The 23,877-nt window shown below is 55.3% G+C and carries 16 protein-coding genes; 12 read left to right on the top strand and 4 right to left on the bottom strand.

Features of this window, described 5'->3' with window-relative positions; translation table 11 throughout:
- Positions 1 to 175: 175 nt before the first annotated feature.
- From HMPREF1627_RS09550 to uvrA, 3 genes are read left to right on the top strand one after another with little or no spacing between them, the layout of a single operon-like run.
- On the top strand, positions 176 to 1,159 hold the full coding sequence (locus HMPREF1627_RS09550; RefSeq protein WP_034503407.1) for a TerC family protein: 984 nt from the start codon (positions 176 to 178) through the stop codon (positions 1,157 to 1,159).
- 5 nt (positions 1,160 to 1,164) lie between these two features.
- Complete coding sequence (locus HMPREF1627_RS09545) at positions 1,165 to 3,576, top strand: HAD-IC family P-type ATPase (protein ID WP_034503405.1); 2,412 nt, start codon at positions 1,165 to 1,167, stop codon at positions 3,574 to 3,576.
- A gap of 47 nt (positions 3,577 to 3,623) precedes the next feature.
- Entirely contained in the window at positions 3,624 to 6,464 is a 2,841-nt protein-coding gene (gene uvrA / locus HMPREF1627_RS09540; RefSeq protein ID WP_034503403.1) for an excinuclease ABC subunit UvrA, read from the top strand.
- Positions 6,465 to 6,525: 61 nt separating this feature from the next.
- Here the strand turns inward: uvrA and HMPREF1627_RS09535 are convergent, their stop codons facing one another.
- From HMPREF1627_RS09535 to glnA, 3 genes are all read right to left on the bottom strand, one after another.
- Positions 6,526 to 8,439 carry an AMP-dependent synthetase/ligase gene (locus tag HMPREF1627_RS09535; RefSeq protein WP_034503401.1) on the bottom strand — a complete coding sequence of 638 codons (1,914 nt, stop codon included), beginning with the start codon at positions 8,437 to 8,439 and terminating at the stop codon, positions 6,526 to 6,528.
- A 42-nt stretch (positions 8,440 to 8,481) separates the two neighbouring features.
- Positions 8,482 to 10,347: an AMP-dependent synthetase/ligase gene (locus HMPREF1627_RS09530; protein ID WP_034503398.1), complete on the bottom strand. Its 1,866-nt coding sequence runs from the start codon at positions 10,345 to 10,347 to the stop codon at positions 8,482 to 8,484.
- A 72-nt stretch (positions 10,348 to 10,419) separates the two neighbouring features.
- Positions 10,420 to 11,844 (bottom strand): type I glutamate--ammonia ligase, encoded by a 1,425-nt coding sequence (glnA, locus tag HMPREF1627_RS09525; protein ID WP_034503737.1) that lies wholly within the window; start codon positions 11,842 to 11,844, stop codon positions 10,420 to 10,422.
- Between the two features lie 111 nt (positions 11,845 to 11,955).
- Between glnA and uvrC the strand changes: the two genes are divergently transcribed.
- The 9 genes from uvrC to HMPREF1627_RS09480 all read left to right on the top strand — a co-directional run bounded on the left by uvrC (position 11,956) and on the right by HMPREF1627_RS09480 (position 21,742).
- Positions 11,956 to 13,965 (top strand): excinuclease ABC subunit UvrC, encoded by a 2,010-nt coding sequence (gene uvrC / locus HMPREF1627_RS09520; protein WP_034503396.1) that lies wholly within the window; start codon positions 11,956 to 11,958, stop codon positions 13,963 to 13,965.
- 48 nt (positions 13,966 to 14,013) lie between these two features.
- Positions 14,014 to 14,970, top strand: a complete 957-nt coding sequence (gene rapZ, locus HMPREF1627_RS09515; RefSeq protein WP_034503394.1) for an RNase adapter RapZ — start codon at positions 14,014 to 14,016, stop codon at positions 14,968 to 14,970.
- A 3-nt stretch (positions 14,971 to 14,973) separates the two neighbouring features.
- Positions 14,974 to 15,978, top strand: coding sequence for a gluconeogenesis factor YvcK family protein (locus HMPREF1627_RS09510; RefSeq protein WP_034503392.1), 1,005 nt, complete (start codon positions 14,974 to 14,976; stop codon positions 15,976 to 15,978).
- 38 nt (positions 15,979 to 16,016) lie between these two features.
- Complete coding sequence (whiA, locus tag HMPREF1627_RS09505) at positions 16,017 to 17,000, top strand: DNA-binding protein WhiA (protein ID WP_034503389.1); 984 nt, start codon at positions 16,017 to 16,019, stop codon at positions 16,998 to 17,000.
- A 184-nt stretch (positions 17,001 to 17,184) separates the two neighbouring features.
- Positions 17,185 to 18,192 (top strand): type I glyceraldehyde-3-phosphate dehydrogenase, encoded by a 1,008-nt coding sequence (gene gap / locus HMPREF1627_RS09500; protein ID WP_034503387.1) that lies wholly within the window; start codon positions 17,185 to 17,187, stop codon positions 18,190 to 18,192.
- A 110-nt stretch (positions 18,193 to 18,302) separates the two neighbouring features.
- Positions 18,303 to 19,496 (top strand): phosphoglycerate kinase, encoded by a 1,194-nt coding sequence (locus HMPREF1627_RS09495; RefSeq protein ID WP_034503384.1) that lies wholly within the window; start codon positions 18,303 to 18,305, stop codon positions 19,494 to 19,496.
- Between the two features lie 3 nt (positions 19,497 to 19,499).
- Positions 19,500 to 20,279: a triose-phosphate isomerase gene (gene tpiA, locus HMPREF1627_RS09490; RefSeq protein ID WP_034503380.1), complete on the top strand. Its 780-nt coding sequence runs from the start codon at positions 19,500 to 19,502 to the stop codon at positions 20,277 to 20,279.
- Between the two features lie 117 nt (positions 20,280 to 20,396).
- Positions 20,397 to 20,642: a preprotein translocase subunit SecG gene (gene secG / locus HMPREF1627_RS09485; RefSeq protein WP_034503376.1), complete on the top strand. Its 246-nt coding sequence runs from the start codon at positions 20,397 to 20,399 to the stop codon at positions 20,640 to 20,642.
- Positions 20,643 to 20,725: 83 nt separating this feature from the next.
- Complete coding sequence (locus HMPREF1627_RS09480; RefSeq protein ID WP_052040919.1) at positions 20,726 to 21,742, top strand: YdcF family protein; 1,017 nt, start codon at positions 20,726 to 20,728, stop codon at positions 21,740 to 21,742.
- Positions 21,743 to 21,751: 9 nt separating this feature from the next.
- Here HMPREF1627_RS09480 and tkt read toward each other — a convergent pair whose 3' ends face one another.
- A complete protein-coding gene (gene tkt / locus HMPREF1627_RS09475; protein WP_034503369.1) occupies positions 21,752 to 23,833 on the bottom strand; it encodes a transketolase in 2,082 nt (693 codons plus the stop codon).
- Between the last annotated feature and the right edge of the window lie 44 nt (positions 23,834 to 23,877).

The raw sequence follows: 23,877 nt of genomic DNA, 5'->3' as shown, positions 1-23,877 counted from the left end.
TAACGACTTGGCATTCTTATGTAGGAGTGTGAGCAGAATCGTTGTTACTCTATGAGTGAGGGGAGTACTCCCACGAAGCGCACCATCGTCAACGCGGTATCGCCTCGGTACCCGGTGTTGCCGCCCAATTATGGGTGGGAAGAGACCTCAAGCCTCACTCCCTGAAAGGTCACTTGTGGACGTACACATCCTTGGTTGGATTGGCCTGGCCATCGTCGTAATTGCACTGATTACGACCGATATTGTTGGACATGTACGCAAACCTCATGCGCCATCGATGAAAGAAGCGACAGCGTGGACTTTGGGCTACGTTGCTCTTGCTGCTGCTTTCGGTGTTGCTATCTGGGCCATCTATGGTCCAAGTTTTGCAATCCAGTTCTACAGCGGCTACATCATGGAATGGTCGCTGTCGCTGGATAATCTTTTTGTCTTCGTCATCATCATGTCTTCCTTTAGGGTTCCTCGCGAATTCCAGCAGAAGGCATTATTGGCAGGCATTATCTTGGCGCTGATCTTCCGTGCTTTCTTCATCGTTGTCGGTGTCACGCTTGTTAATCGGTTCACGTGGATGTTCTTCTTCTTTGGTGCGTGGCTCTTGTGGACCGCCTATTCCCAGGCACGGGAAGGCGCATCGGAAGAGGAAGAAGAAGTCGAAGAGAACGGCTTTGTCCGCTTTGTCCGCCGCATCTTCCCGGTGACCGATGGCTACATCGGTGATCGCTTCTTTTATCGGCATAGCGGGCGTACTTCCGTTACCCCGCTCTTCTTAGTCGTTCTCGCACTGGGGTCAGCAGACCTGATGTTCGCCCTCGATTCAATTCCTGCGATTCTTGGCCTTACGACTGAGTCCTATTTAGTCTTCGCCTGCAATGCCTTCGCGCTTCTTGGCCTTCGCCAGCTCTTCTTCCTCATTGACGGTCTTTTGGAGAAGCTTGTCTTCCTGAACTATGGCCTTGCTGTGATTTTGGGATTCATTGGCATCAAGCTTGTTCTTCATGCCATGCACGAGAACTCTGTGCCCTTCATTAACGGCGGCCAGCCAATCCACTCCGTACCAGAGATTGGTATTCCCATTTCTTTGGGTGTTATTGCCACGACGTTAATCGTCACCGTTATTACTTCGCTTATTCATTCTCGCCGCCACAAGACCAGGAGCTAGCCCTAGTGACAACGAGTACGCCAGAAACTGCAATTACCGGCTTAACGCCGCAAGAGGTTGAAACCCGACGCCAGGCCGGGCAGGTCAATCTCACGAAGCTGCCCTCTTCGCGGTCATTGGCCTCGATCATCCGAGCGAATGTCCTGACCCTGTTTAACGCAATCCTCAGCGTTGCTATGGTCATCGTGATCGTTTTTGGATCGTGGCAAGACGCAGTTTTTGGCGGAATCATGATCATCAATGCGATCATCGGGATTTTCTCCGAAGTGCGCGCGAAGCGGACACTAGACAATCTTGCAATAGTCGATGCGCCCCGGGCACAGGTACGTCGAGATGGCCTTACTGAACAGATCGATGTTGACGATATCGTTCTTGACGACATCATCGAGCTCAGTTTGGGTGACCAGATTGCCGCTGACGGCGAAATCCTCGAGGTATCTGGCCTCGAAATTGACGAATCGATGCTCACCGGCGAATCTCGTCCCGTCCTCAAGCAAATTGGTGATCGAGTTCTTGCAGGCACATCGGTTGTTGCTGGTTCTGGATTGATGCACGTCCAAGCGGTGGGAGCTGACCTGTATGCGCAGGGAATCGCTCGTCACGCACGAACTTTCTCTTTGGCAACTTCTGAGATTCAGCAGGGCATCAATAAGATTCTCCGCGTTATTTCGGTCGCGCTTCCGCCGATTATTCTGCTGACCTTATGGTCACAGACTCGTATTGCCGGTGACGGAGTTCCTCATGCCTGGCAGCACGCTTTGGTCTTGGCCGTTGCAAGCGTTGTCGGAATGATCCCTCAGGGCTTGGTGCTTCTGACCTCGATGAACTTCGCAATTGGATCAGCAACTTTGGCCCGTCGAGGCGCGCTTGTTCAAGAACTTCCGGCTGTTGAGGTTCTGGCCCGTGTGGACGCTCTGTGTTTGGACAAGACTGGCACGCTGACGACCGGTGGGATTCGTTTGCGTTCGCTTGAAGTCCTTGAGACTCACGATTTTGATGGGGAGCTTTTTACTGCTCTTCGCGTGCTGAACGATGACGAAACCAATGCGACTGCCCATGCGGTGAAGGAGTACTTGGATTCAGATTCTTCCTTACCCTTAGAACATTGTGTAGATTCATGGACGATTCCCTTCTCCTCGGCACGAAAGTGGGCGGCATGGGGGACTGCAGAGTCCTCGATTGTCATGGGTGCTCCCGAGATGCTCATCGATGGGATCGCGGAACTTGAAGGTCTTCGTCAAAAAGTCCGCTTGTACGCCGAAGAGGGCTTGCGTGTCCTCGTCGTCGTTCGCTTTGGCGAAAGAATTCAGGACCAGACGCTTCCTGAGCGTCCCATGCCTCTTGCGTTGCTTGTCCTTGAGGAAGACCTTCGAGATGATGCCCGTGAGACGCTGGAATATTTTCGTAGGCAAGGAGTGCGCGTCCGGATTATTTCTGGTGATAGCCCGACAACTGTTGCCGCGCTGGCAGCTCAAGTTGGTTTGCAATCGCCGGATGGCAATGCGCCTCAAGCATTTGATGCACGGCAGCTTCCGAGTGATCCGACCTCACCTGAATTCTTGGCGATCGTTGAATCTACTGATGTCTTTGGGCGCGTGACTCCCGAACAGAAACGGGCGTTGGTCAAGGCTCTTCAGACCCAAAAACACTGCGTCGCGATGACAGGTGATGGCGTTAATGACGCCCTTGCACTCAAAGACGCGGATCTTGGTATTGCAATGGGTAACGGGGCCGCAGCGACAAAAGCCGTTTCGCAGCTTGTCTTGGTTGATCAGAAGTTCTCTGTGTTACCGAGCGTTCTGGGCGAAGGTCGACGCATCATGGCGAATATGGAGCGCGTCTCTTCTCTGTTCCTCGCCAAGACAACCTACGCGACGCTCTTTGTGATTCTGAGCGCGATTTTCGCATGGCGTTATCCATTCTTGCCGCGCCACTTTACCTACGTCGACACCTTGACCATTGGCATTCCCGCGTTCTTTATTGCGCTTGGGCCAAACAATAGGCGTTATGTTCCGGGATTCCTCGTGCGAACTCTCTCTCTTGCCATTCCCAGTGGCATTGTTCTGGGCGTCAGTGCTCTTGCTGTCTATTCTTCGGTTGGAGATGGAACCGCGCTAGGATCCACGGCGGCAGCTCTTACTGTGTTGATCGCGGGGCTATGGCTGTTGTCAATTACTGCACGTCCTCTTGTGCCTTGGCGCATTGCACTCATCTGTACGATGGCCGCCGGGGGAGTACTCGGCGTCTTCATTCCGGTTGCCCGTCACTTCTTCGCATTTGAGTGGCCTTCAGCTTCTTTGTGGCTTGTCATCGTATGTGCTGGACTGTGTGCTGGTGCCGTGATTGAGGCGTTCTCGCGTGTCCTCTATTTGGGTCGACTTCGTGAAGCCGAAGAAGAAGGACGCGCGCGCGATTAAGAACACATGTTCGAGAAAAAGAACGTGTCAACACGTAAACTGATTGAGTGCATGATCAGTTAATTGTCCGCGGTGCGCGCGAGCACAATCTCAAGGGCGTCGATCTTGACCTCCCTCGCGATTCAATGATTGTCTTTACAGGACTATCAGGCTCCGGCAAGTCCTCTCTCGCTTTCGATACGATTTTTGCCGAAGGACAGCGACGCTACGTTGAGTCTTTGTCCTCATACGCACGGCAATTCCTCGGCCAGATGGATAAGCCTGACGTTGACTTCATCGAAGGGCTGTCCCCGGCGGTTTCGATCGACCAAAAGTCGACATCGCGTAATCCTCGCTCGACGGTGGGCACAATTACCGAGATCCACGACTACCTGCGTCTGTTGTATGCACGCGCGGGTATCGCGCATTGCCCAACATGCGGCGCACGTATTCAAGCTCAAACTCCACAGCAGATTGTCGACCGTGTGCGCTCAATGCCGGAGGGAACACGCTTCCAGGTACTTGCTCCCGTAGTTCGCGGACGCAAGGGTGAATATCAAGATCTTCTTGAAGAACTCAAAGCTTCCGGATATGTACGTGCGATTGTCGACGGACAATTGATGCGTTTGGAAGAGGTTCCTCCTCTCGAAAAGAAGCTCAAGCACACGATTGAAGTCGTTGTTGATCGCCTTGTTGTCCGCGAAGGTATGCGTCAACGCTTGACCGATTCTGTCGAAACATCGCTGCGTCTATCCGATGGTCTTGTCGTGATTGATTGCATCGATCTGGAAGAGGATGATCCCGAGCGACGCCGTAAGTATTCGGAGAAACGTTCGTGCCCCAATGACCACCCACTCACTTTGGATGAGATTGAACCACGGACCTTCTCATTCAACGCTCCCTACGGCGCGTGTCCGGAGTGCTCAGGGCTTGGCTCGAAGCTTGAAGTCGATCCCGAACTTGTCGTTCCAGATGAGGAGCTTTCTCTCGCACAGGGTGCTGTCATTGTCTGGAATTCGAATTTTAAGTACCACAAGCACCTTCTGACGGCGCTTTCTCAAGAACTCGGATTCTCCATGGACACTCCGTGGAAAGATCTCCCTGCTGAAGTTCGCGATGCCATCCTCAACGGTCGCAATTACGAGGTAAAGGTTAAGTTCCGAAACCGTTGGGGACGCGAACGTTCCTACACGACCGGGTTCGAAGGCGCACTGACCTACATTCAGCGCAAGAAAGAAGAAACTGAATCACAGCTTGTGGTTGACCGGATGGACTCCTACATGCGCGAGGTGCCCTGTAGTGCGTGCCATGGAGCTCGGCTTCGTCCGGAAGTTCTTGCCGTCACCGTAGGTGATTTATCGATTGCGCAGCTATCGGATCTGTCGATCAGTCAGGCGAAGAGCCATCTGGATCATGTTGAGTTTGAGCAGCGGTCCTCGGTCATTGCCGCACCGATCTTGACTGAGATTCGTGCGCGTTTGAACTTCCTCGTTGACGTTGGCTTGTCTTATCTGACCCTTTCACGAGGCGCCGCCACCCTTTCCGGCGGGGAAGCGCAGCGCATCCGTCTCGCGACACAGATCGGTTCAGGCCTTGTCGGGGTGCTCTATGTTCTCGACGAACCCTCAATCGGTCTTCACCAACGCGACAATCGCAAGCTTATTGCGACCTTGGAAAGACTTCGCGATCTTGGAAATACTCTGATCGTTGTCGAACACGACGAAGAGACGATTGAAGCAGCTGACTGGATTGTTGACGTTGGTCCTGGCGCTGGCGAGAACGGTGGGTGGATTGTCCACAGTGGAACGCTTGACGAACTTCGCCAGAATAAGCGTTCTCTGACCGGTCAATATTTAAGTGGAAAGCGCTCAATTTCTGTTCCCGCCACTAGGCGTCCGCGAGATCCCCAGCGACAAATTACGGTGAAGGGTGCCTACGAGAACAACCTGAAAGATGTGACGGTTTCCTTCCCACTCTCAACATTTATTGCCGTAACAGGTGTATCAGGTTCGGGAAAGTCGACTCTGGTCAACCAGATTCTCTACCGTTCACTGGCAACGCGCCTCAACGGTGCACGCCTCGTTCCCGGACGACATCGCTCGGTTACTGGAACCGATGAGCTCGATAAGGTCGTGCATGTCGACCAGTCGCCGATCGGTCGGACGCCGCGTTCTAACCCCGCGACCTATACAGGTGTGTGGGATCAGATCCGTAAACTCTTTGCTGAGGTCCCTGAAGCGAAGTTACGTGGCTACGGTCCGGGCCGCTTCTCCTTCAACGTCAAGGGAGGTCGGTGCGAATCCTGCAAGGGCGACGGCACTCTTAAGATCGAGATGAACTTCCTTCCGGACGTCTACGTTCCCTGCGAAGTCTGCCATGGCGCTCGCTATAACCGCGAAACGCTGGAGATCTTGTACAAGGGAAAGAGCGTCGCTGACGTTCTCAATATGCCCATTGCCGAGGCCGCAGAGTTCTTCGCGCCGATCTCGCGTATCGCGCGCCACCTGAACACTTTGGTGGAAGTTGGATTGGGCTATGTGCGCCTCGGCCAGGCGGCGACCACGCTGTCGGGCGGTGAAGCGCAACGCGTAAAACTCGCCTCAGAACTCCAACGACGCTCAACTGGCCGTACTGTCTACGTTCTCGACGAACCTACGACGGGTTTGCATACGGAAGATATCCGCAAGTTGCTGCTCGTCTTGCAAAGCCTCGTTGACAAGGGCAATACGGTTATCGTTATTGAGCACAACTTGGATGTCATTAAGAGTGCTGACTGGGTGATCGACATGGGACCTGAAGGAGGCAGCGGAGGCGGCACTGTTGTTGCCGAAGGTACTCCTGAAGAAGTTGCACAGGTCGAGGAGTCCTTTACCGGTCAATTCTTGGCAGAGATCTTCAACGGGAAGTAAGCACTTCTCAGTTGCATAAACAACGGGGCGACTAGATACTCTCTAGCCGCCCCGCACAACTTTACTGAGCTTCGGGAGTCGTCCCGGATTCGTAGAGCGCTTCTACCTCATCGGCAAAGTCTGCCAGTACTCGACGTCGCTTCAGCTTCAAAGAGGGAGTCATATAGCCGTTCTCCACGGTGAAGGCGGCATTAACAATGCGATAGCGTCGAATCGACTCCGCGCGTGAGACCTTCTTATTCGCCCGGGCGATCGCGCGTTCCAAAGACTCACGAACTGCCGGGAGTTCGGCAGCTTGTGCCGCATCCACGATGGGCAGTCCATGCGAGCGAAGCCACTCGGGGAGCATCTCGGTATCTAGGGAGATGAGCGCGCCAATATAGGGGCGGTTATCGCCGACGACGATAATGTTTGCGATGAGGGGATGAGTGGAAAGAGCATCTTCCAAAATCTCTGGAGAAACATTCTTACCACCCGCAGTGACGATCAATTCCTTCTTACGGCCGGTAATCCGTACGTGGCCTCGATCGTCAATCGAAGCAAGATCCCCAGTCCTAAACCAGCCGTCAACGAAGGCCTCAGCTGTCGCCTCGGGAAGATTATGGTACCCGCGCGAAACGGAGATCCCGCGGACAAGGAGCTCACCATCGGAAGCCAACTTTGCTTGGTTACCCGGCCACACGAACCCAACGCTGTCTGGGGGAAAATCTTCCGGGGTCTCGACAGTGATCGGACCAGTTGTTTCGGAGAGCCCGTAGCCCTGCAGGAGCGTAATACCCAAACCACGGTAAAAATTCGCGAGGTCGAGAGCTAGAGGAGCACCACCCGAAATAATCGTGTGCAGATTGGGGCCGAGAATCGCCTTGACCTTCGAGAGGACCAAAGCGTCGGCGACTCGACCGCGAATCTTGAGCAATGTCGAAGGGCCGGGCGAGGGGATTTCCGAGGCGTCAGGCACCGGCGTCGTGTCGGGGAGCGGACCTGCAACCAGGGATTCGGGTTTGGGGGTGTTCGCGTACGCAGTGGCTTGAGATAGTGCACGTGCTTGCTGGGCGGCCCAGGAGAACATACGTCCCTTGAAACCACCGCCAGCTTTGGCCGAAGCGGCATTGAAAACCTTCTCCAAAACACGCGGAACGACAAGAAGCATACTCGGCTTGAATGTGGCGATGTCATCAACCAAGTTGCGTGTATCAGGGGAGAAAGCAACGACCCCTTGACCTGCCAGCAAACAGTACATGACAAAACGTGCGAGGACGTGTGCGACAGGCAAAAACAGGAGCGAACGAGAACGCGGGTCGTTAATGAGGAGAGGCAAGAAGTCGTAGGCCTGAAGCATTGGGCTAATGAAATTGCCGTGAGTCAGCACGACGCCCTTGGGAACACCGGTGGTTCCGGAGGTGTAAATGATCGTTGCTTCGTCCTCGAGTGCTACTGCGTCAGTGCGCTCTCGAACTTTTTCAATCGGTACTTCAATCCCGGCCTGAGCCAAGACCCTTTGAGCACCCTTGTCGATCGATAAGATCTGCCGAACGCGCTCAGTGCGAACAGACTGGACAAGCTCAGCTTGTTGAGATGTCGCAGTGATGACAATGCGAACGTCGGCATCTTTGAGAATATGGGCAATCTGGACAGCCGAGTCTGTTTCGTAGATCGGTACGGTGATTGCTCCACACGACAGGGCGGCAACGTCAACGAGTGCCCACTCGTAGGATGTGGGTGCGAGGATTGCCAGATGCTCTCCCGGCTCAAGCCCCAGAGCAATCAATCCGCGCGCAAGAGAGTCCGCATCAGCTAAAAACTGATCAATGGTGACCGGCCGCCACGCCCCAACCGGAGAGCGGCGTTCGATCGCTACCTGTGAGGGGTAGTTTTCAGCACGCAAGCGAAGCATCTTCGGAATGTTCATTTCGGGAGTTGCCTGTCGCGTAGCCGGAGACTCCCACGAACCGTCTGCAAGCCTGCGTACTGTCATCTGTTTTCCCTTTCGGTAATTGTTGCGATGAGGCCGAGGACGTCAGTGCTCGCGTCGTCGGAAGGAGAACCTGCGGCGCGGCCTTTCAGTCGCTTCAACGGGTCCTCCGTAAAGCTCATCAATCTCGTGCGCGTAGTCCGCGATCACTTTGCGGCGACGCAGCTTCATCGAAGGTGTAACGTATCCGTTTTCTACGGTGAAGCTGGCGTCAATAATGCGGAACTTGCGGATAGATTCGGCGCGAGAGACAGCCTTATTTGCGCGCTCGATTGCGCGCTCAAGCGAGGCCTGAACTTCAGAAAGTTGTGCGGCCTCGGCAGGGGAGCAGCGGGGCAGCCCGTGCTTGCGAAGCCAATCGGGGAGCATTTCGGCATCCAAGGTAATCAGAGCGCCGATGAAGGGACGTTGATCGCCGACGACAATGACGTTCGCGATGAGCGGGTGTGTCGCAAGAGCGTCTTCGAGGATCTCTGGGGAGACGTTCTTACCGCCCGCAGTGACGATCAATTCCTTCTTACGACCGGTAATGGAGAGCTGACCGTTACGCGAGATAGAGCCGATATCGCCTGTGTGGAACCAGCGTCCATCGGGCATGACTGCCTGAGTTTCTTCGGGAAGGTGATAGTAACCGGGCATAACTGCCTGGCCTCGGACAAGGATTTCGCCGTCCTTGGCAATTTTGATGAAATTACCAGGAAGGGGAAGGCCAACGGTTCCAATCGGGTTTGCTCCCAGATGCTGAACTGCGATCGGACCGGTTGTTTCTGACAGGCCGTAACCCTGGATAAGAGTGATTCCCATGCCGGCATAGAACTGAGCGAGATCGGTTGCCAGTGGTGCGCCGCCGGAGACGATGTAGCGCAAGTTCGGTCCGAGGACGGAGCGAATCTTTTTGAGGACGAGTGCATCTGCGAGGCCGTGACGAAGTTTCTTCGTCAGCGAAGGGCCGAAAGTGCGCTGCTGAGCCACAGAGTAGCTGCGCGCCTGCTTTGCACTCCACGCGAACATTCGTCCCTTAAGACCGCCACCGGCCTTAGAGGAAGCAGCGTTATAAACCTTCTCAAGAACGCGAGGAACGACAAGCAGGATTGAAGGCTTGAACGCCTGGATATCAGGAAGCAAATTCTTGATATTCGGCGAGAAACCTAAAACGCCAGCACCGGAGAGCACAACGTGCATCACCAAACGTGCCAAAACGTGTGCGACGGGGAGGAAGAGCAAGAGACGAGTATCAGGCGAATCGATGACCTCACCCAGCACCTGGCGTGTGCCTGCGATCGTCGCGAGGAAATTCGCGTGAGTGAGGACAACTCCCTTTGGGACGCCCGTCGTGCCCGATGTATAGATGATCGTTGCGATCGACGAGGAGCTTAAAGATGAACGACGTTCCTTGATGTTATCAATTGAAACGTTGCGTGCGGCCCGTGCGATAGTGCGCAAGGCTCCTTGATCGAAGCTCTCAATTGCTCGCGTAAAATCGGGGGCAACCGTACGGACAAGTTCAGACTGTTGAGTTGTTGCGGTAAAGACACGAACAACGTGTGCATCCTCGAGGATGTGCTGAATCTGAGACGCTGAGTCGGATTCGTAGATGGGTACCGTAACTGCGCCAATGGAGAGCAAGGCGAGGTCCAGAAGCATCCACTCAAAAGAGGTGGAGGCGAGGATCGCAATAGAGTCTCCGGACTCAATGCCCAGTCCAATAAGGCCGCAGGCGGTGTATTCGACTTGACGTTGGAGCTCAGCTGCGGTCATCGATCGAACCGCACCAACAGAACTACGTGTTTCAACGACAACCTGATCCGGATGTGCTTCTGCTCGCCGCATGAATAGATCCGGAAGTAGCTCATCGGTGTGAATCGTGAACGTGGGCTTGATGGTGTACGAGCCATCGCGCAAGCGTTTCATTGCGTCTCCGTTTCAGACCTACGTTTCAGGTTGACACTAGGCATAGTAGCGCCAAATCTAATGCCATCTAGCTCACAGATCGTAGTACAGCTGGAATTCGTACGGGTGAGGATAAGCTCGCATGGGGGCAATCTCCACCGTTTCTTTATAGTTAATCCAGGTTTCGATCAGGTCTTCTGTGAAGACATCGCCTTCAGTGAGGAACTCGTAATCATTGCGAAGCGCTTCGAGTGCGCCCTCCAAGCTTGAAGGGATCTTTGCGATCGAGTCGTAGTCGGCGCTCGGTAGTTCGTAGAGGTCCTTGTCGATTGGCGCAGCGGGTTCAATGCGGCGCTTAATTCCATCAATTCCCGCCATGAGGCATGCAGCGAAGGAAAGATAGGGGTTCGCACTGGGATCGGGAACTCGGTATTCGACACGCTTTGCAGCCGGTGAAGTTCCTGTTACAGGGATACGAATGCAGGCGCTGCGATTGCGCGCCGAATAGACGAGGTTAATCGGAGCCTCGAAACCTGGAACAAGGCGTCGGAAAGAATTAACCGACGGATTGGTGAACGCCAAAAGCGCGGGAGCGTGCTCCAGTAGTCCGCCAATGAACCAGCGTGCGGTGTCGGAAAGTGAACCGTAGCCTCGTTCGTCGTAGAAAAGAGGCTCGCCGTTCTTCCACAGTGACAGGTGTGTGTGCATTCCCGAGCCGTTGTCTCCGAAGATCGGTTTGGGCATGAAGGTGGCAGACAGGCCGGCGGCGCGGGCAGCGTTCTTGATGACGTACTTGAACTTCATCATGTCATCAGCTGCGGCCATCAGGGTATTGAAGCGGTAGTTGATTTCCTGCTGGCCGCCAGAACCAACCTCGTGGTGGGCGCGTTCAAGGGTAAGTCCGACCTCGGTCAAGAGGTTAGCCATTTCATCACGCAGGTCGGTGAAGTCATCAGCGGGGGAGACCGGGAAGTATCCGCCCTTGACGGGAACCTTGTACCCGAGGTTTCCACCCGCCTCGCTGCGTCCGGTATTCCAGTAGGCCTCGTCAGAATCGAGAGCGTAGAAGGTGTGTTGCGGACTCACTTGGTAGCGAACGTCATTGAAAACGAAGAACTCAGCTTCTGCTCCGATGTAGCACGTATCGGCAATTCCGGTCGAACGCAGGTAAGCCTCGGCCTTGGCAGCGACTTGGCGCGGGTCGCGCGAGAAGGGCTCATCGGTGAAAGGGTCGACGATCGAGAAAATAATGACCAGTGTCTTGCTAGCGCGGAAAGGATCAACAAAAGCAGAGGACAGATCGGGAATCAGTTTCATGTCCGACTCGTGGATTTGCGTGAAGCCCCGAACTGAGGAGCCGTCGAACATCAGGCCGTCTTTAAGGACCGAGGCCTCGAGTTCGCTGGCGGGAATCGTGAAGTGTTGCTGAACGCCGGGAAGATCACAGAAGCGCACATCAATGTACGCGATCTCTTCTTGTGCAATGAAGTCGATAACTTCTTGGGCCTGGGTAAACATGACGAACCTTTCCGCACCGGTAACTTCAAGAAATGATAAACCCAGCACCAAGAGTTTTTCCATAGGCCTGCTGGGTGCGCACAAAGTTCATGGCGCGGCTAGGCTAAAAGAATGGCTGATCCATCAACCTATCGTCCGAAAACCGGGGAAATCCCGACCGATCCCGGGGTGTACCGTTTTCGCGACGAACAGGGGCAAGTGATCTACGTTGGGAAAGCCAAAAATCTTCGTGCGCGTTTGACCAACTATTTTCAGGATCTAGCCAATCTACATCCCCGCACCCAGAAAATGGTCACGACTGCGGCCTCGGTTCAATGGACCGTTGTACGTAGCGAAATTGAAGCGCTCACTTTGGAATTCACGTGGATTAAAGAATTCAATCCACGCTTTAACGTGATGTTTAAGGACGACAAGTCCTATCCCTATCTGGCGGTCAGCATGGGGGAGAAGTATCCCCGAGTTCAGGTCACGCGCGAGGCGCGCCGGAAGGACAGTCGATACTTTGGACCCTACACAAAGGTGTGGGCGATTCGAGAGACCATTGATCTCCTCTTGCGAGTGTTTCCGCTGCGAACCTGTTCAGCCGGGGTCTTTCGTCGTGCGCAGGCGCAAGGGCGCCCGTGTCTATTGGGCTATATCGATAAGTGCTCAGCCCCTTGTGTCGGGCGTATCTCTCAAGAAGAACATCGAGCTCTTGCCCAAGCAATGTGCGAGTTCATGGAAGGCCGGGCAACTCCCGTATTGCGCCAGATCGAGGCCGAGATGCGCGAAGCAAGCGCTCAGCTTGATTTTGAAACCGCGGCTGAAAAACGCGACGATTTACAGGCGCTGCGAACGGTGCTCGAAAAGAACACCATGGTTCTGGGCGACGGAACGGATGCGGATATTTTTGCTCTTGTGAGCGATGAATTGGATGCAGCTGTTCATGTTTTCCACGTCCGCGGCGGAAGAATCCGCGGTACCCGTGGCTGGGTGATTGAGCGCGATGATGATGCTGATGAATCGGAGCTCATGTCTCGGCTTTTCGAACAGATTTACTCCGAAATACCGGAGGACTCTGGAACGGGAGCGCGCGCCATTGAGCAGGCCCAAGCAGTCTCTGTCGATGATGTTGTCCACACTCCTACGCGTGCGGTTCCCCGAGAAATTCTTGTCAGCGTCATGCCAGATGATCGAGAGACACTGGCTCAGTGGCTTGCGGGCAAACGCGGCGGCATCGTCGATATTCATGTCCCCCAAAGGGGAAATAAGGCCCAGCTTATGGAGACTGTGAAGGAGAATGCGAAGCAGGCCCTGGTGCTTCACAAGACTCGCCGTTCGGGCGATCTTGCTCAACGAGGCCAAGCAATGGATGAATTGGCGCAATACCTTGATCTTCCTGCCGCGCCTCTTCGAATCGAGTGTTACGACATTTCGCATACTCAGGGGCAGCAGCAGGTCGGATCGATGGTCGTCTTTGAAGACGGCACCCCGCGTAAAGATGCCTATCGGCACTTCAACATCCATGGTGATGACGGAAATGGGACGCCGGACGACACCTCGGCAATGGATGAAGTATTGCGGAGACGTTTCCGTCGTCTCCTGGCCGAGGAAAACGGTGAAGATGGCGAAGATGATGAGGGTATTGCTTTCGAGTCCGGTCCGGTCGATGCTAGCGGGAGACCACGGCGTTTTTCCTATCGGCCAGATCTTGTGGTCGTCGATGGCGGTCTTCCTCAAGTGAATGCTGCACGCAGTGCACTCGACGCAATGGGAATCGATATTCCGCTGATTGGCTTGGCCAAACGATTGGAAGAAGTGTGGATTCCAGGAGAAGATTTCCCGGTCATTTTCCCCAGGACCTCGGCTGCCTTGTACATGCTCCAATATGTGCGCGATGAATCCCATCGTTTTGCAATCACTGCTCATAGGAAACGTCGTGCAAAGACCCAGCAGCGTTCGGTTCTTGACGAGATCCCGGGCGTTGGCCCCTCCCGACAAAAGGCGCTCCTGCGCCGCTTTGGTTCGGTGAAGAAGATCCGCGAGGCCACTGTCGGGGCCATCGCCGAAGTGCCTGGGATTGGAGATACCCTTGCGCAGACTATTTTCGATGCGTTGAACCCTGAGCAGAAAACTGACTAAAGTGGCGAAACTTCGGTAACAATCGTCAACAAATGGCACCATAGGACTATGAGCGATATCCCTATGCCCCCCGTTCCCACTGAGGACACTGTTCCTGGAGGGATTCCGTTGCTTGATGAGATTGCCCCAGAGGTTCCCGATCCGGGTTCAAACGAAGTCGTGATCATCACCGGCTGTTCAGGTGCAGGACGAACCGGTGCCGCTCGCGCTCTTGAAGATCTTGACTGGTACGTTGTCGATAATCTCCCACCGGCTATGCTTCCTGCCCTCGTGGGAATGATGTCCCCAGACGGCGGGGGAGTGCACCGTCTAGCTGTCGTTGTTGATGTACGTTCCCGAGAGTTTTTTGCTGACTTCGCTCGTTCCCTTGAACAGCTGCGCGAGCTTGGAGTGACCTATCGAGTGTTCTTCCTTGAAGCCTCGACGGACACGTTGGTTCGGCGTTATGAATCGAATCGACGCCCTCACCCGCTTCAAGGAGACGGCACTCTTCTCGAAGGAATTCACGCCGAGGCCCGCGCACTTGCTCCGGTTCGGCGCGCGGCAGATGTCGTCATTGATACCTCGGGGATGTCTGTTCACGATCTGACGCGACATATTCGTGATGTAATCGCCGATGCCGGTGATGTTCCACTTCGAATTACGGTTGAATCCTTTGGGTTTAAGCATGGACTTCCCCTGGATGCAGATCATGTTCTGGACGTTCGTTTCTTAAAGAACCCTTACTGGGTCGATGAACTGCGCCATCTGACAGGAAAAGACCAACCCGTCGCTGACTATGTGCTTTCACAACCCGGTGCTCGTGACTTTGTTCTGGGCTACGCAGATCTCCTCGCTCCCATGCTCAGGGGGTATATTGGTGAGCTCAAGCGGTACACGACGATCGCAGTTGGGTGCACGGGCGGGAAGCACCGTTCAGTGGCGAGCGCAGAGCTCATTGCCCGCCGGCTGCGTGAACATGGATTTAGTGTTCGCGTCACGCACCGCGATATGGGAAAGGAATAGTCGATGACCTACGTTGATGCTGCTGGGTGGATGCAGCGCGGCGATTCGAATAATCGTGTCGTCGCTCTGGGTGGCGGACACGGATTGTCCGCAACTCTTCGCGCCCTTCGACACATCACGCGTCAGCTCACCGCTGTTGTCACAGTTGCAGACGATGGTGGTTCTTCTGGACGTCTGCGCTCAGAAATGCCGATTCTCCCACCTGGCGACTTGCGCATGGCGCTTGCCTCACTGTGTGAAGAAACAGAGTGGGGGCTGACGTGGCGCGATGTTTTCCAAATGCGCTTGAAGACCAGCGGCCCAATGGATGGACATGCAGTTGGTAACATCGTCATTGCCGGTTTGTGGCAGCTTCTCGATGATCCGGTAGAGGGACTCGATTTTGTTGGTCGCCTCTTAGGCGCTCAGGGGCGCGTGCTTCCGATGTCTGTCGATCCACTGAGCATTGAAGCTGATATGGATGACAACGGCCGGCACTACACGGTGAAGGGACAATCGAAAGTTGCGATTGCCCCCGGGACGGTTGAAGCGGTTCGTTTGACCCCAGCAAAGCCGCGCGTTCCTGCAGCTGTCACTGAAGCGATCTCTGAGGCCGACTGGGTTGTTCTAGGACCAGGTTCGTGGTACACGTCGGTGATTCCGCACCTGTTGGTTCCTGAACTTCACCGTTCGCTGGTCACCACCGAAGCCCATCGTGCGCTCATTTTGAATCTCTCGCGTCAACGCGGGGAAACAGACACGATGACCACGGCTGACCATGTTCGCGTTATTGCCCGGTATGCACCGAGTTTCAAGCTCGATGTCGTCATTGCTGATCCGACGACGACTGATGATATTGATGACCTTGCCGAGGCCGCTGATGCTTTGGGTGCGCGAGTCCTCCTTCGCCAGGTGCGCACGGGCGACGGCGAGCCTCACCATGATCCTCTTCGTCTGGCCGCGGCCTTACGAGATGCTTTTGATGGTTTCCTTGGTGAAGTTGGTCGTAGCGAGACCTGGCTTCCCTGATTTCTCACAGTGCTTGTACTTTCTCTAAAGGAGTAAAGGTGTCCCTCACATCGGATATGAAGGATGAGCTTGCCCGTAGCGCGGTTACTTCGCAGTCCGCGATGGCGGCCGAGGTCTGCGCGATTCTTCGTTTTTCGGGTGGTCTTCACCTAGTGGGTGGCCGCATCCTCATCGAGGCCGAACTTGATTCTTCCGTTGCGGTCCGCCGTCTTCGCGCTTTCCTCTCAACTCTTTACAACGTCGAGTCCTTCGTTGTTGTGGTTTCGGGCTCGTCACTGCGCCGGGGCAAGCGCTACGTGGTTCGGGTCGTGCACCGGGCGGATGAACTCGCACGTCTCAGTGGCCTCGTTGATGCTGCGGGGCGGCCGGTCCGCGGGCTGCCGGCGGCGCTTGTTGCAGCAGGCAAGGACGAGGCTGCAGCGGTCTGGCGTGGAGCTTTCCTCGCGCGTGGCTCACTTCTGGAACCCGGGCGTTCGTCATCTTTGGAAATCACGTGTCCGGGACCAGAGGTTGCCTTGGCGATGGTCGGACTGGCGCGCAAGCTTGGCGCGGTTGTTCGCTCCAAAGAAGTGCGCGGTTCGGATCGAGTGACAGCTCGTGACTCTGAAGCAATCAGTGCGCTGATTCGGGCGCTTGGAGCCCCGGCAACTCATCGCTCATGGGAACAGAGGCGTGAACGCCGCGAGGCACGTGGCTCGGCTAATCGTCTTGCTAATTTTGACGACGCTAACCTTCGGCGCAGTGCGCGCGCTGCGGTCGCCGCCGGCGCAAGAGTGGAGCGCGCTTTCGCTATTCTTGGCGATGATGTCCCTGAGCACTTGCGCGAAGCGGGTGAACTGCGCATTAAATTTAAGCAGGCCTCGCTTGAGGAACTGGGGAAACACACTGATCCTCCTTTGACGAAGGACGCAGTAGCGGGACGTATTCGCAGGCTTCTCGCGATGGCGGACAAGGTAGCGCACGATCGTGGAATCCCTGATACCGAGTCCGCGCTCACTCTTGACATGCTCGACGGTGACTGAGATCTCTCTTTCAGCATAATGTGGCTCAGCTCTCTAAGGACTTAGTTCACCCTCATCTGTGGCAGTGAGGGTGTAGATTAGGAGTACTGGAACCGCAGAGCACTGCGGGCCATAGATGCAAACCGCATCTTCATGGTTGATACAGAAAGTGTGTCCCGCAGGGGGCACAAGCAGGAGGACAACAGTGACCACCCGCGTTGGCATTAACGGCTTCGGCCGCATCGGTCGTAACTTCTTCCGCGCTGCAATTGAGCAGGGCGCAGATCTCGAGGTCGTTGCAGTTAACGATCTGACCGACAATAAGACTCTGGCACACCTGCTGAAGTACGACTCGATCATGGGTCGCTTCAATGGTGAGGTTTCCTACGACGATGAGGGCATCATCGTTGACGGAAAGCACATCAAGGTTCTCGCACAGCGCGATCCTGCCGACCTGCCTTGGGGCGAGCTCGGTGTTGAGGTTGTCGTCGAATCCACCGGTTTCTTCACCGATGGTGAGAAGGCAGCTGCACACATCGCAGCCGGCGCAAAGAAGGTTGTCATTTCGGCGCCTGCAAAGAACGTTGACGGCACCTTCGTTATGGGTGTGAACGATGGCGATTACGATCCCGCCACCATGAACATCATCTCCAACGCTTCGTGCACCACCAACTGCCTTGCTCCTCTGGCCAAGGTTCTCCACGAGAACTTTGGTATCGAGCGCGGCATCATGACCACCATCCACTCCTACACCGGTGACCAGCGCGTTCTCGACGCTCCCCACAAGGATCTGCGTCGTGCACGTGCAGCAGCTCTCAACATGATCCCCACCAAGACCGGTGCGGCTCAGGCTGTTGCTCTGGTTCTGCCCGAACTGAAGGGCAAGTTCGACGGACTCGCAGTCCGCGTTCCCACCCCGACCGGTTCTCTGACCGACCTGACCTTCGTTGCTTCGAAGGAGGTCTCGGTTGAGGCTATTCAGGCTGCCGTCAAGGCCGCTGCCGAGGGCGAACTCAAGGGCGTTCTCGAGTACACCGAAGATCCGATCGTTTCGACCGATATCGTGGGCAACCCCCACACCTCGATCTTCGATGCAACCGAGACCAAGGTTATCGGCAACCTGGTTAAGGTTCTCTCCTGGTACGACAACGAGTGGGGCTACTCGAACGCTCTCGTTCGCCTGACCTCACTGGTCGGCTCCAAGCTCGCCTGATAGGCGCGCTGAGCGTGATGTACTAAGTTCTGGGCCCGTGTACGTGCAAACGTATACGGGCCCAGTTCACTACTCACCAGTTCAATTCTTTACGATATGAGGAGAATTCCATGAGGACGATCGATAGCCTGGGTGACCTTTCCGGAAAGAGCGTTCTGCTTCGCTCGGATTTCAATGTCCCCCTCGACGGCGACCAGAACATTACCGACGATGGCCGTATTCGTGCCGCGCTTCCTACCATTAAGCTGCTTCTCGATGGTGGCGCAAAGGTCGTAATCGCAGCTCACCTTGGCCGTCCCAAGGGACAGGTCAACCCCGCTTTCTCATTGGCACCGGTTGCTCGCCGACTCCAAGAACTCACCGGCGTGAAGGTTACCCTTGCTTCCGATACTGTTGGCGAAGGTGCGCGTGCAGCTGTCGCTGCCGCTCAACCCGGCGAAATTGTTCTGCTGGAGAACGTACGTTTCAACGCAGCAGAAACCTCGAAGGATGACGCTGAGCGTGAAGCTTTCGCTGCTCAGCTTGCATCGCTCGCAGATGCTTTTGTTTCGGATGGTTTCGGCGTTGTTCACCGCAAGCAGGCTTCCGTTTACGATGTCGCCAAGCTTCTTCCCAGCGCCGCTGGTCTTCTTGTTGTCAAGGAAATTGAGTCCTTGGGCAAGGCCGTCAACGATCCCGAGCGTCCCTATGTCGTGGTCCTCGGTGGCTCGAAGGTTTCCGACAAGCTCGGAGTTATTGCGAACCTGCTGTCCAAGGCTGACAAGCTGATCATCGGTGGCGGTATGGCTTACACCTTCTTGGCTGCAAAGGGCTATGAGGTTGGCAAGTCTCTTCTCGAAGCGGATCAGATTCCTACGGTGCAGGGTTACATGGAGACCGCTGCGAAGAACGGCGTCGAGCTTCTGCTCCCCGTTGACACTGTCGTTGCTCCGGAGTTCGCCGCCGACGCTCCCGCAACTGTGGTTGACGCTGACGCAATCCCGGCTGATCAGATGGGCCTCGATATCGGCCCGAAGAGCCGCGAACTCTTTGCAGATGCGATCGCGTCTGCAAAGACCGTTGTGTGGAACGGCCCCATGGGCGTCTTCGAGTTCCCGGCTTTTGCTGAAGGAACGAAGGCAGTTGCGCGCGCTATGAGCGAAGGCAGCGCCTTCACCGTCATCGGTGGCGGTGACTCGGCATCTGCTGTTCGTAACCTTGGTTTCGACGAATCCACTTTCTCTCACATTTCTACCGGTGGCGGAGCTTCTCTTGAACTTCTTGAAGGCAAGGTTCTCCCCGGTATTGCAGTTTTGGAGGACTGAATAATGACACGTACCCCTTTGATGGCCGGTAACTGGAAGATGAACCTCGATCACCTCGAGGCCAATCACCTTGTCCAGGGTCTGGCAATGGAACTCTCGGATCACAACTTCGATTACTCGCGCTGCGAGGTCCTAGTGATCCCTCCCTTCACTGATCTTCGCACCGTTCAGACCGTCGTTGACGCTGACGAGCTTCAGATCAAGTACGGCGCACAGGATATTTCTGTCCATGACAATGGTGCATTCACCGGGGAAATCTCCTCTGAGATGCTGACCAAGCTGGGTTGCTCTTACGTTGTTGTCGGACACTCAGAACGTCGTGAGTACCACAATGAATCCGATCAGTTGGTCGGACAGAAGGCACGCAAGGCCTTTGATGCTGGCATGACTCCGATCCTGTGCTGCGGCGAGGCTCTTGATGTCCGTAAGGCTGGAACTCACGTTGAGTTCGTCCTCGGTCAAGTTCGCGCTGCCCTCGTAGGCTGGAGCGGGGAAGACGTTGCGAAGATCGTCATCGCCTACGAGCCCATCTGGGCAATTGGCACCGGCGAAACCGCAACCGCCGATGACGCGCAGGAAGTGTGCGGGGCCATCCGTGAGGCTCTCCGCGCAGACTACGGTGATGCGACTGCTGACTCGACCCGAGTCCTGTACGGCGGTTCCGCAAAGCCCGGAAACATTAAGGAGCTCATGAGCCAGCCTGATGTTGATGGTGCACTTGTCGGTGGAGCTTCGCTGAAGGCAGATTCCTTCGCAGCCATGGCACGCTTCCAGGAACTGTGATCCATTAATTCAGCGGTGCGCCGAAGAAGCAACACTTCGGCGCACCGCTGGCTTTATCCTTTGGTTATTCGCTAGACTACTCAGCGTTGAAGTATCTGAAAGAATCGGAAGAAGAACGTGGCAGCTCTGAAAATTACATTGATCGTCATCATTACGCTGACCAGCATCCTGCTCACCCTGACGATTCTCATGCATAAGGGAAAGGGCGGCGGCCTCTCGGATATGTTCGGCGGCGGTATTTCTTCTTCCGCAGGATCTTCTGGCGTTGCAGAGCGTAACCTCAATCGGATCACTTTGGCTATTCTTCTGATTTGGGCGGTTTCAATCGTCGGTTTCGGCGTGTTGACGAAGTTCGCTGCCTAAGACGTTCTTCATCGTGCTGCATCCGCCTGCGGATGCAGCATTTTTTTACCCTGCGATAGCATGAGCTTATGCTGAGCGGATTAATGAGTGCCTTACTGGTCTTTTCGCCTGCCATATTTTGGTGCATTCTTTTTACGTGGTCCTATCGGAAAGAGCCGCGACAGTTCAAGAATGCGATTTTCTTCTTGTTGATGCTGGTCTTCGCACTCGGTGCGTGTGCGATCTACACCGATGAGATCGGGATAGTCCTTCTTTTGGGAATTGCAATCCCATTTGCACCCATCATTACCGTGGGGTTCTTGCTTGTTAATGCGTGGATTGTCATTCGGCGAGAGGGCTTTTCTCTTCCAAACGTTCTTCCCGCACTTTTCGCGTTGGCAATTGTCGCCTGGATTATCGGAATTCCAGTGGCTATTGGAATAAGCCACTCAAGGGTCGTCGTTTCTCTTTCAGCTTTGCTCTTGGTGCTCGGTTTGTGGTTCTTCTTCAGTTTTGTTGCGCTACTCGTGTATTCCTGGTTCTATCGCAAACTTCCACGGAAGCGACGCTTCGATTACATCATCATTCACGGTGCTGGTTTAAAAGGTGAAGAGCCGACGCCCCTTCTGCGGGGCCGAATTGATAAAGCACTCGAACTTTGGAGTGCTCAGGGATGCTCCGCCATCTTGGTTCCTTCTGGCGGGCAGGGCAGTGACGAGGTTATTTCAGAAGCCGAGGCGATGAGTCGTTACATGCTCCGCCTAGGGGTTCCTCGGGAGGCAATTCTTCCAGAAGATCAATCAACGACAACGATGGAGAACCTCGTTTTTGCCAAGAATCTTCTGGATGCGCGTCAAGCGACACCCTACCGCTGTGCTTTTGTCACCTCGGACTATCACGTCTTTCGCACGGCACTCTATGCTTCGCATGTCGGTCTCAAAGGAGACGGGGTTGGTTCGAGAACCGCCTCATACTACTTTCCGACGGCCTTTATTCGCGAGTTTATCGCGATAACGAAAGAACACTGGATGCCCTATGTGATCCTGACGATCATGTGGGTAACCAGTGTCCTTGCGCCGTATTTTGGTCAGCTACTGCGGGTTTTCCTGCCCAGTCAGTAGGCCATGCCCTCAGTGAGCTGCAGCAAAACTCTCGCGAGCCTTTGCTGCGATATTTTCAGGGGTAAAGCCGTACTTTTCGAAGAGACGACTGCCTTCCGTTGACTCGCCGAAGTGCTCGAGCGAAATGATTCGGCCACAGTCGCCAACCCATCGGTACCACGGCATTGCAATTCCAGCCTCGACGGCGACGCGCGCACGGACCGCGCAGGGGAGGACCGATTCGCGGTAATCCTCGTCCTGGGCCTCGAACCACTCCATGCAGGGCACCGAGATCACGCGGACGCGAAGTCCTTCTTCGGCTAGGAGTGTGCGGGCTTGCAGAGTAGGTGCGACTTCAGAACCCGAAGCCAAGAGAAGGATATCGGGAGTTCCCTCGCAGTCTGCAAGCACGTAAGCTCCGCGGCGCAGGCCTTCGGCACCTGCAAGTTCTTTTCCCTCCCCGCGAGCAGGGTTCGGCAGGTTCTGACGGCTCAGAACGAGACCAACCGGGTGGCGCTGAAGGAGGGTAGCCTTCCAGGCCTCGGCAGTTTCGGCAGCGTCTGCAGGACGAACGACTGCGAGATTCGGAATTGCGCGATAGGCAGCCAGGTGCTCGATGGGCTGGTGGGTCGGACCATCCTCTCCAACGCCAATTGAATCATGCGTCCACACGTAGGTGACTGGAAGATCCATGAGAGCAGCAAGACGGACCGCGCCACGCATGAAGTCGGAGAAGACGAAGAAAGTTCCACCGTAGACACGGGTCAAGCCATCTGCGGCGATACCGTTCATCGCGCACGCCATGGCGAACTCACGAATTCCGAAGTGGAGGTTACGACCGAAGGGATCGGCTTCGAATGAACGCGAGTAGGTCCCTTCGGGGAGGAAAGACGTCAATCCGTTGAGGAAAGTATTATTTGATCCGGCCAAGTCAGCAGATCCGCCCCACAGTTCGGGAAGCGTTGGTGCAATCGCGTTCAGCACCTTTCCCGAGGCCGATCGGGTTGCCAGTGCCTGGCCTTCAGGGAAGGTTGGGAATGAAGATTCCCAATCGCTTGGCATTTCACCCTGACGAAGACGGGCAAGTAGCGCAGCCTTTTCTGGGTTCTGTTCTTGCCACTGAGAGAAACGCTGGTCCCACTCTTCGCGCAGCTGCTTCGCGCGAGCGGCAAATTGACTGCGTGCATAAGCGACAGCTTCTTCGTCAACATCGAAGCTTGCATCGGGGTTAGCACCCAAGGCTTCTTTAAGTCCTCGAAGAGCGTCGGTTCCCAGCTTGGCGCCATGGATTCCACCGGTGTTCATTTTCTCGGGAGTCGGCCACCCGATTACGGTACGAAGCGCAATGATCGAAGGCTGCTCGGTATTCGCGCGAGCCGCTTCCAAAGCAGTATCAAGAGCCGTAACGTCTTCGGTGTAGGAACCATCCTCACTGAGCCAATTGACGCGCTGAACATGCCATCCGTACGCGGCGTAGCGCGCCAAAACGTCCTCGCTGAAGGCAATATCAGTGTCGCCTTCAATCGAGATACGGTTGTCATCCCACAAAACAATGAGGTTGCCAAGCTTTTGCGTACCTGCGAGCGAAGAAGCCTCCGCAGAAACACCTTCTTGGAGGCAACCATCACCAGCGATGACGTAGACCTTGTGATCGAAAACGGACTCGCCATATGGAGTTGCGGGATCCAGCAGACCGTGGGTGAACCGTTCTGCCATTGCGAAACCAACAGCAGAGGCAATACCCGTTCCCAGCGGGCCGGTGGTCAATTCGACGCCTGGAGTGTGGCCGTACTCGGGGTGGCCGGGGGTGAGAGCACCCTCTGTGCGTAGAGCTTGAAGGTCCTCAAGCTCAACCCCCATCCCTGCGAGGTAAAGCTGAAGATACTGCGTGAGAGATGAATGCCCTGAAGACAAAATAAAACGGTCACGACCCAGCCACTGCGGGTCGTGAGGATCAAGATGCATATGGCGGTGGTAAAGGGCATAGGCTGCGGGAGCGAGTGAAATAGCCGCTCCTGGGTGTCCATTTCCTACTCGTTCTACGGCGTCTGCGGCGAGAATCTTGGCGGTGGAAACGGCGCGGCTATCGAGCTCATTCCATAACGCGGGCACGGTGTAACCTCCTGGCAATTGACGTGACCTCCCTGTAAGGCCAA

It is taken from the genome of Actinomyces sp. S6-Spd3, assembly GCF_000758755.1.
Classification (GTDB): Bacteria; Actinomycetota; Actinomycetes; order Actinomycetales; family Actinomycetaceae; genus Pauljensenia.
The sequence above is the reverse complement of the archived record's forward strand: the minus strand, read 5'-3'. Positions and strand labels throughout refer to the sequence as shown.

Coding starts and splice junctions, on each gene's coding strand:
- HMPREF1627_RS09530 (WP_034503398.1), bottom strand. CDS start 10,347: ATGAAACGCTTGCGCGATGGCTCGTACACCATCAAGCCCACGTTCACG.
- tpiA (WP_034503380.1), top strand. CDS start 19,500: ATGACACGTACCCCTTTGATGGCCGGTAACTGGAAGATGAACCTCGAT.
- HMPREF1627_RS09480 (WP_052040919.1), top strand. CDS start 20,726: ATGAGTGCCTTACTGGTCTTTTCGCCTGCCATATTTTGGTGCATTCTT.
- glnA (WP_034503737.1), bottom strand. CDS start 11,844: ATGTTTACCCAGGCCCAAGAAGTTATCGACTTCATTGCACAAGAAGAG.
- rapZ (WP_034503394.1), top strand. CDS start 14,014: ATGAGCGATATCCCTATGCCCCCCGTTCCCACTGAGGACACTGTTCCT.
- HMPREF1627_RS09495 (WP_034503384.1), top strand. CDS start 18,303: ATGAGGACGATCGATAGCCTGGGTGACCTTTCCGGAAAGAGCGTTCTG.
- HMPREF1627_RS09510 (WP_034503392.1), top strand. CDS start 14,974: ATGACCTACGTTGATGCTGCTGGGTGGATGCAGCGCGGCGATTCGAAT.
- uvrC (WP_034503396.1), top strand. CDS start 11,956: ATGGCTGATCCATCAACCTATCGTCCGAAAACCGGGGAAATCCCGACC.
- HMPREF1627_RS09535 (WP_034503401.1), bottom strand. CDS start 8,439: ATGACAGTACGCAGGCTTGCAGACGGTTCGTGGGAGTCTCCGGCTACG.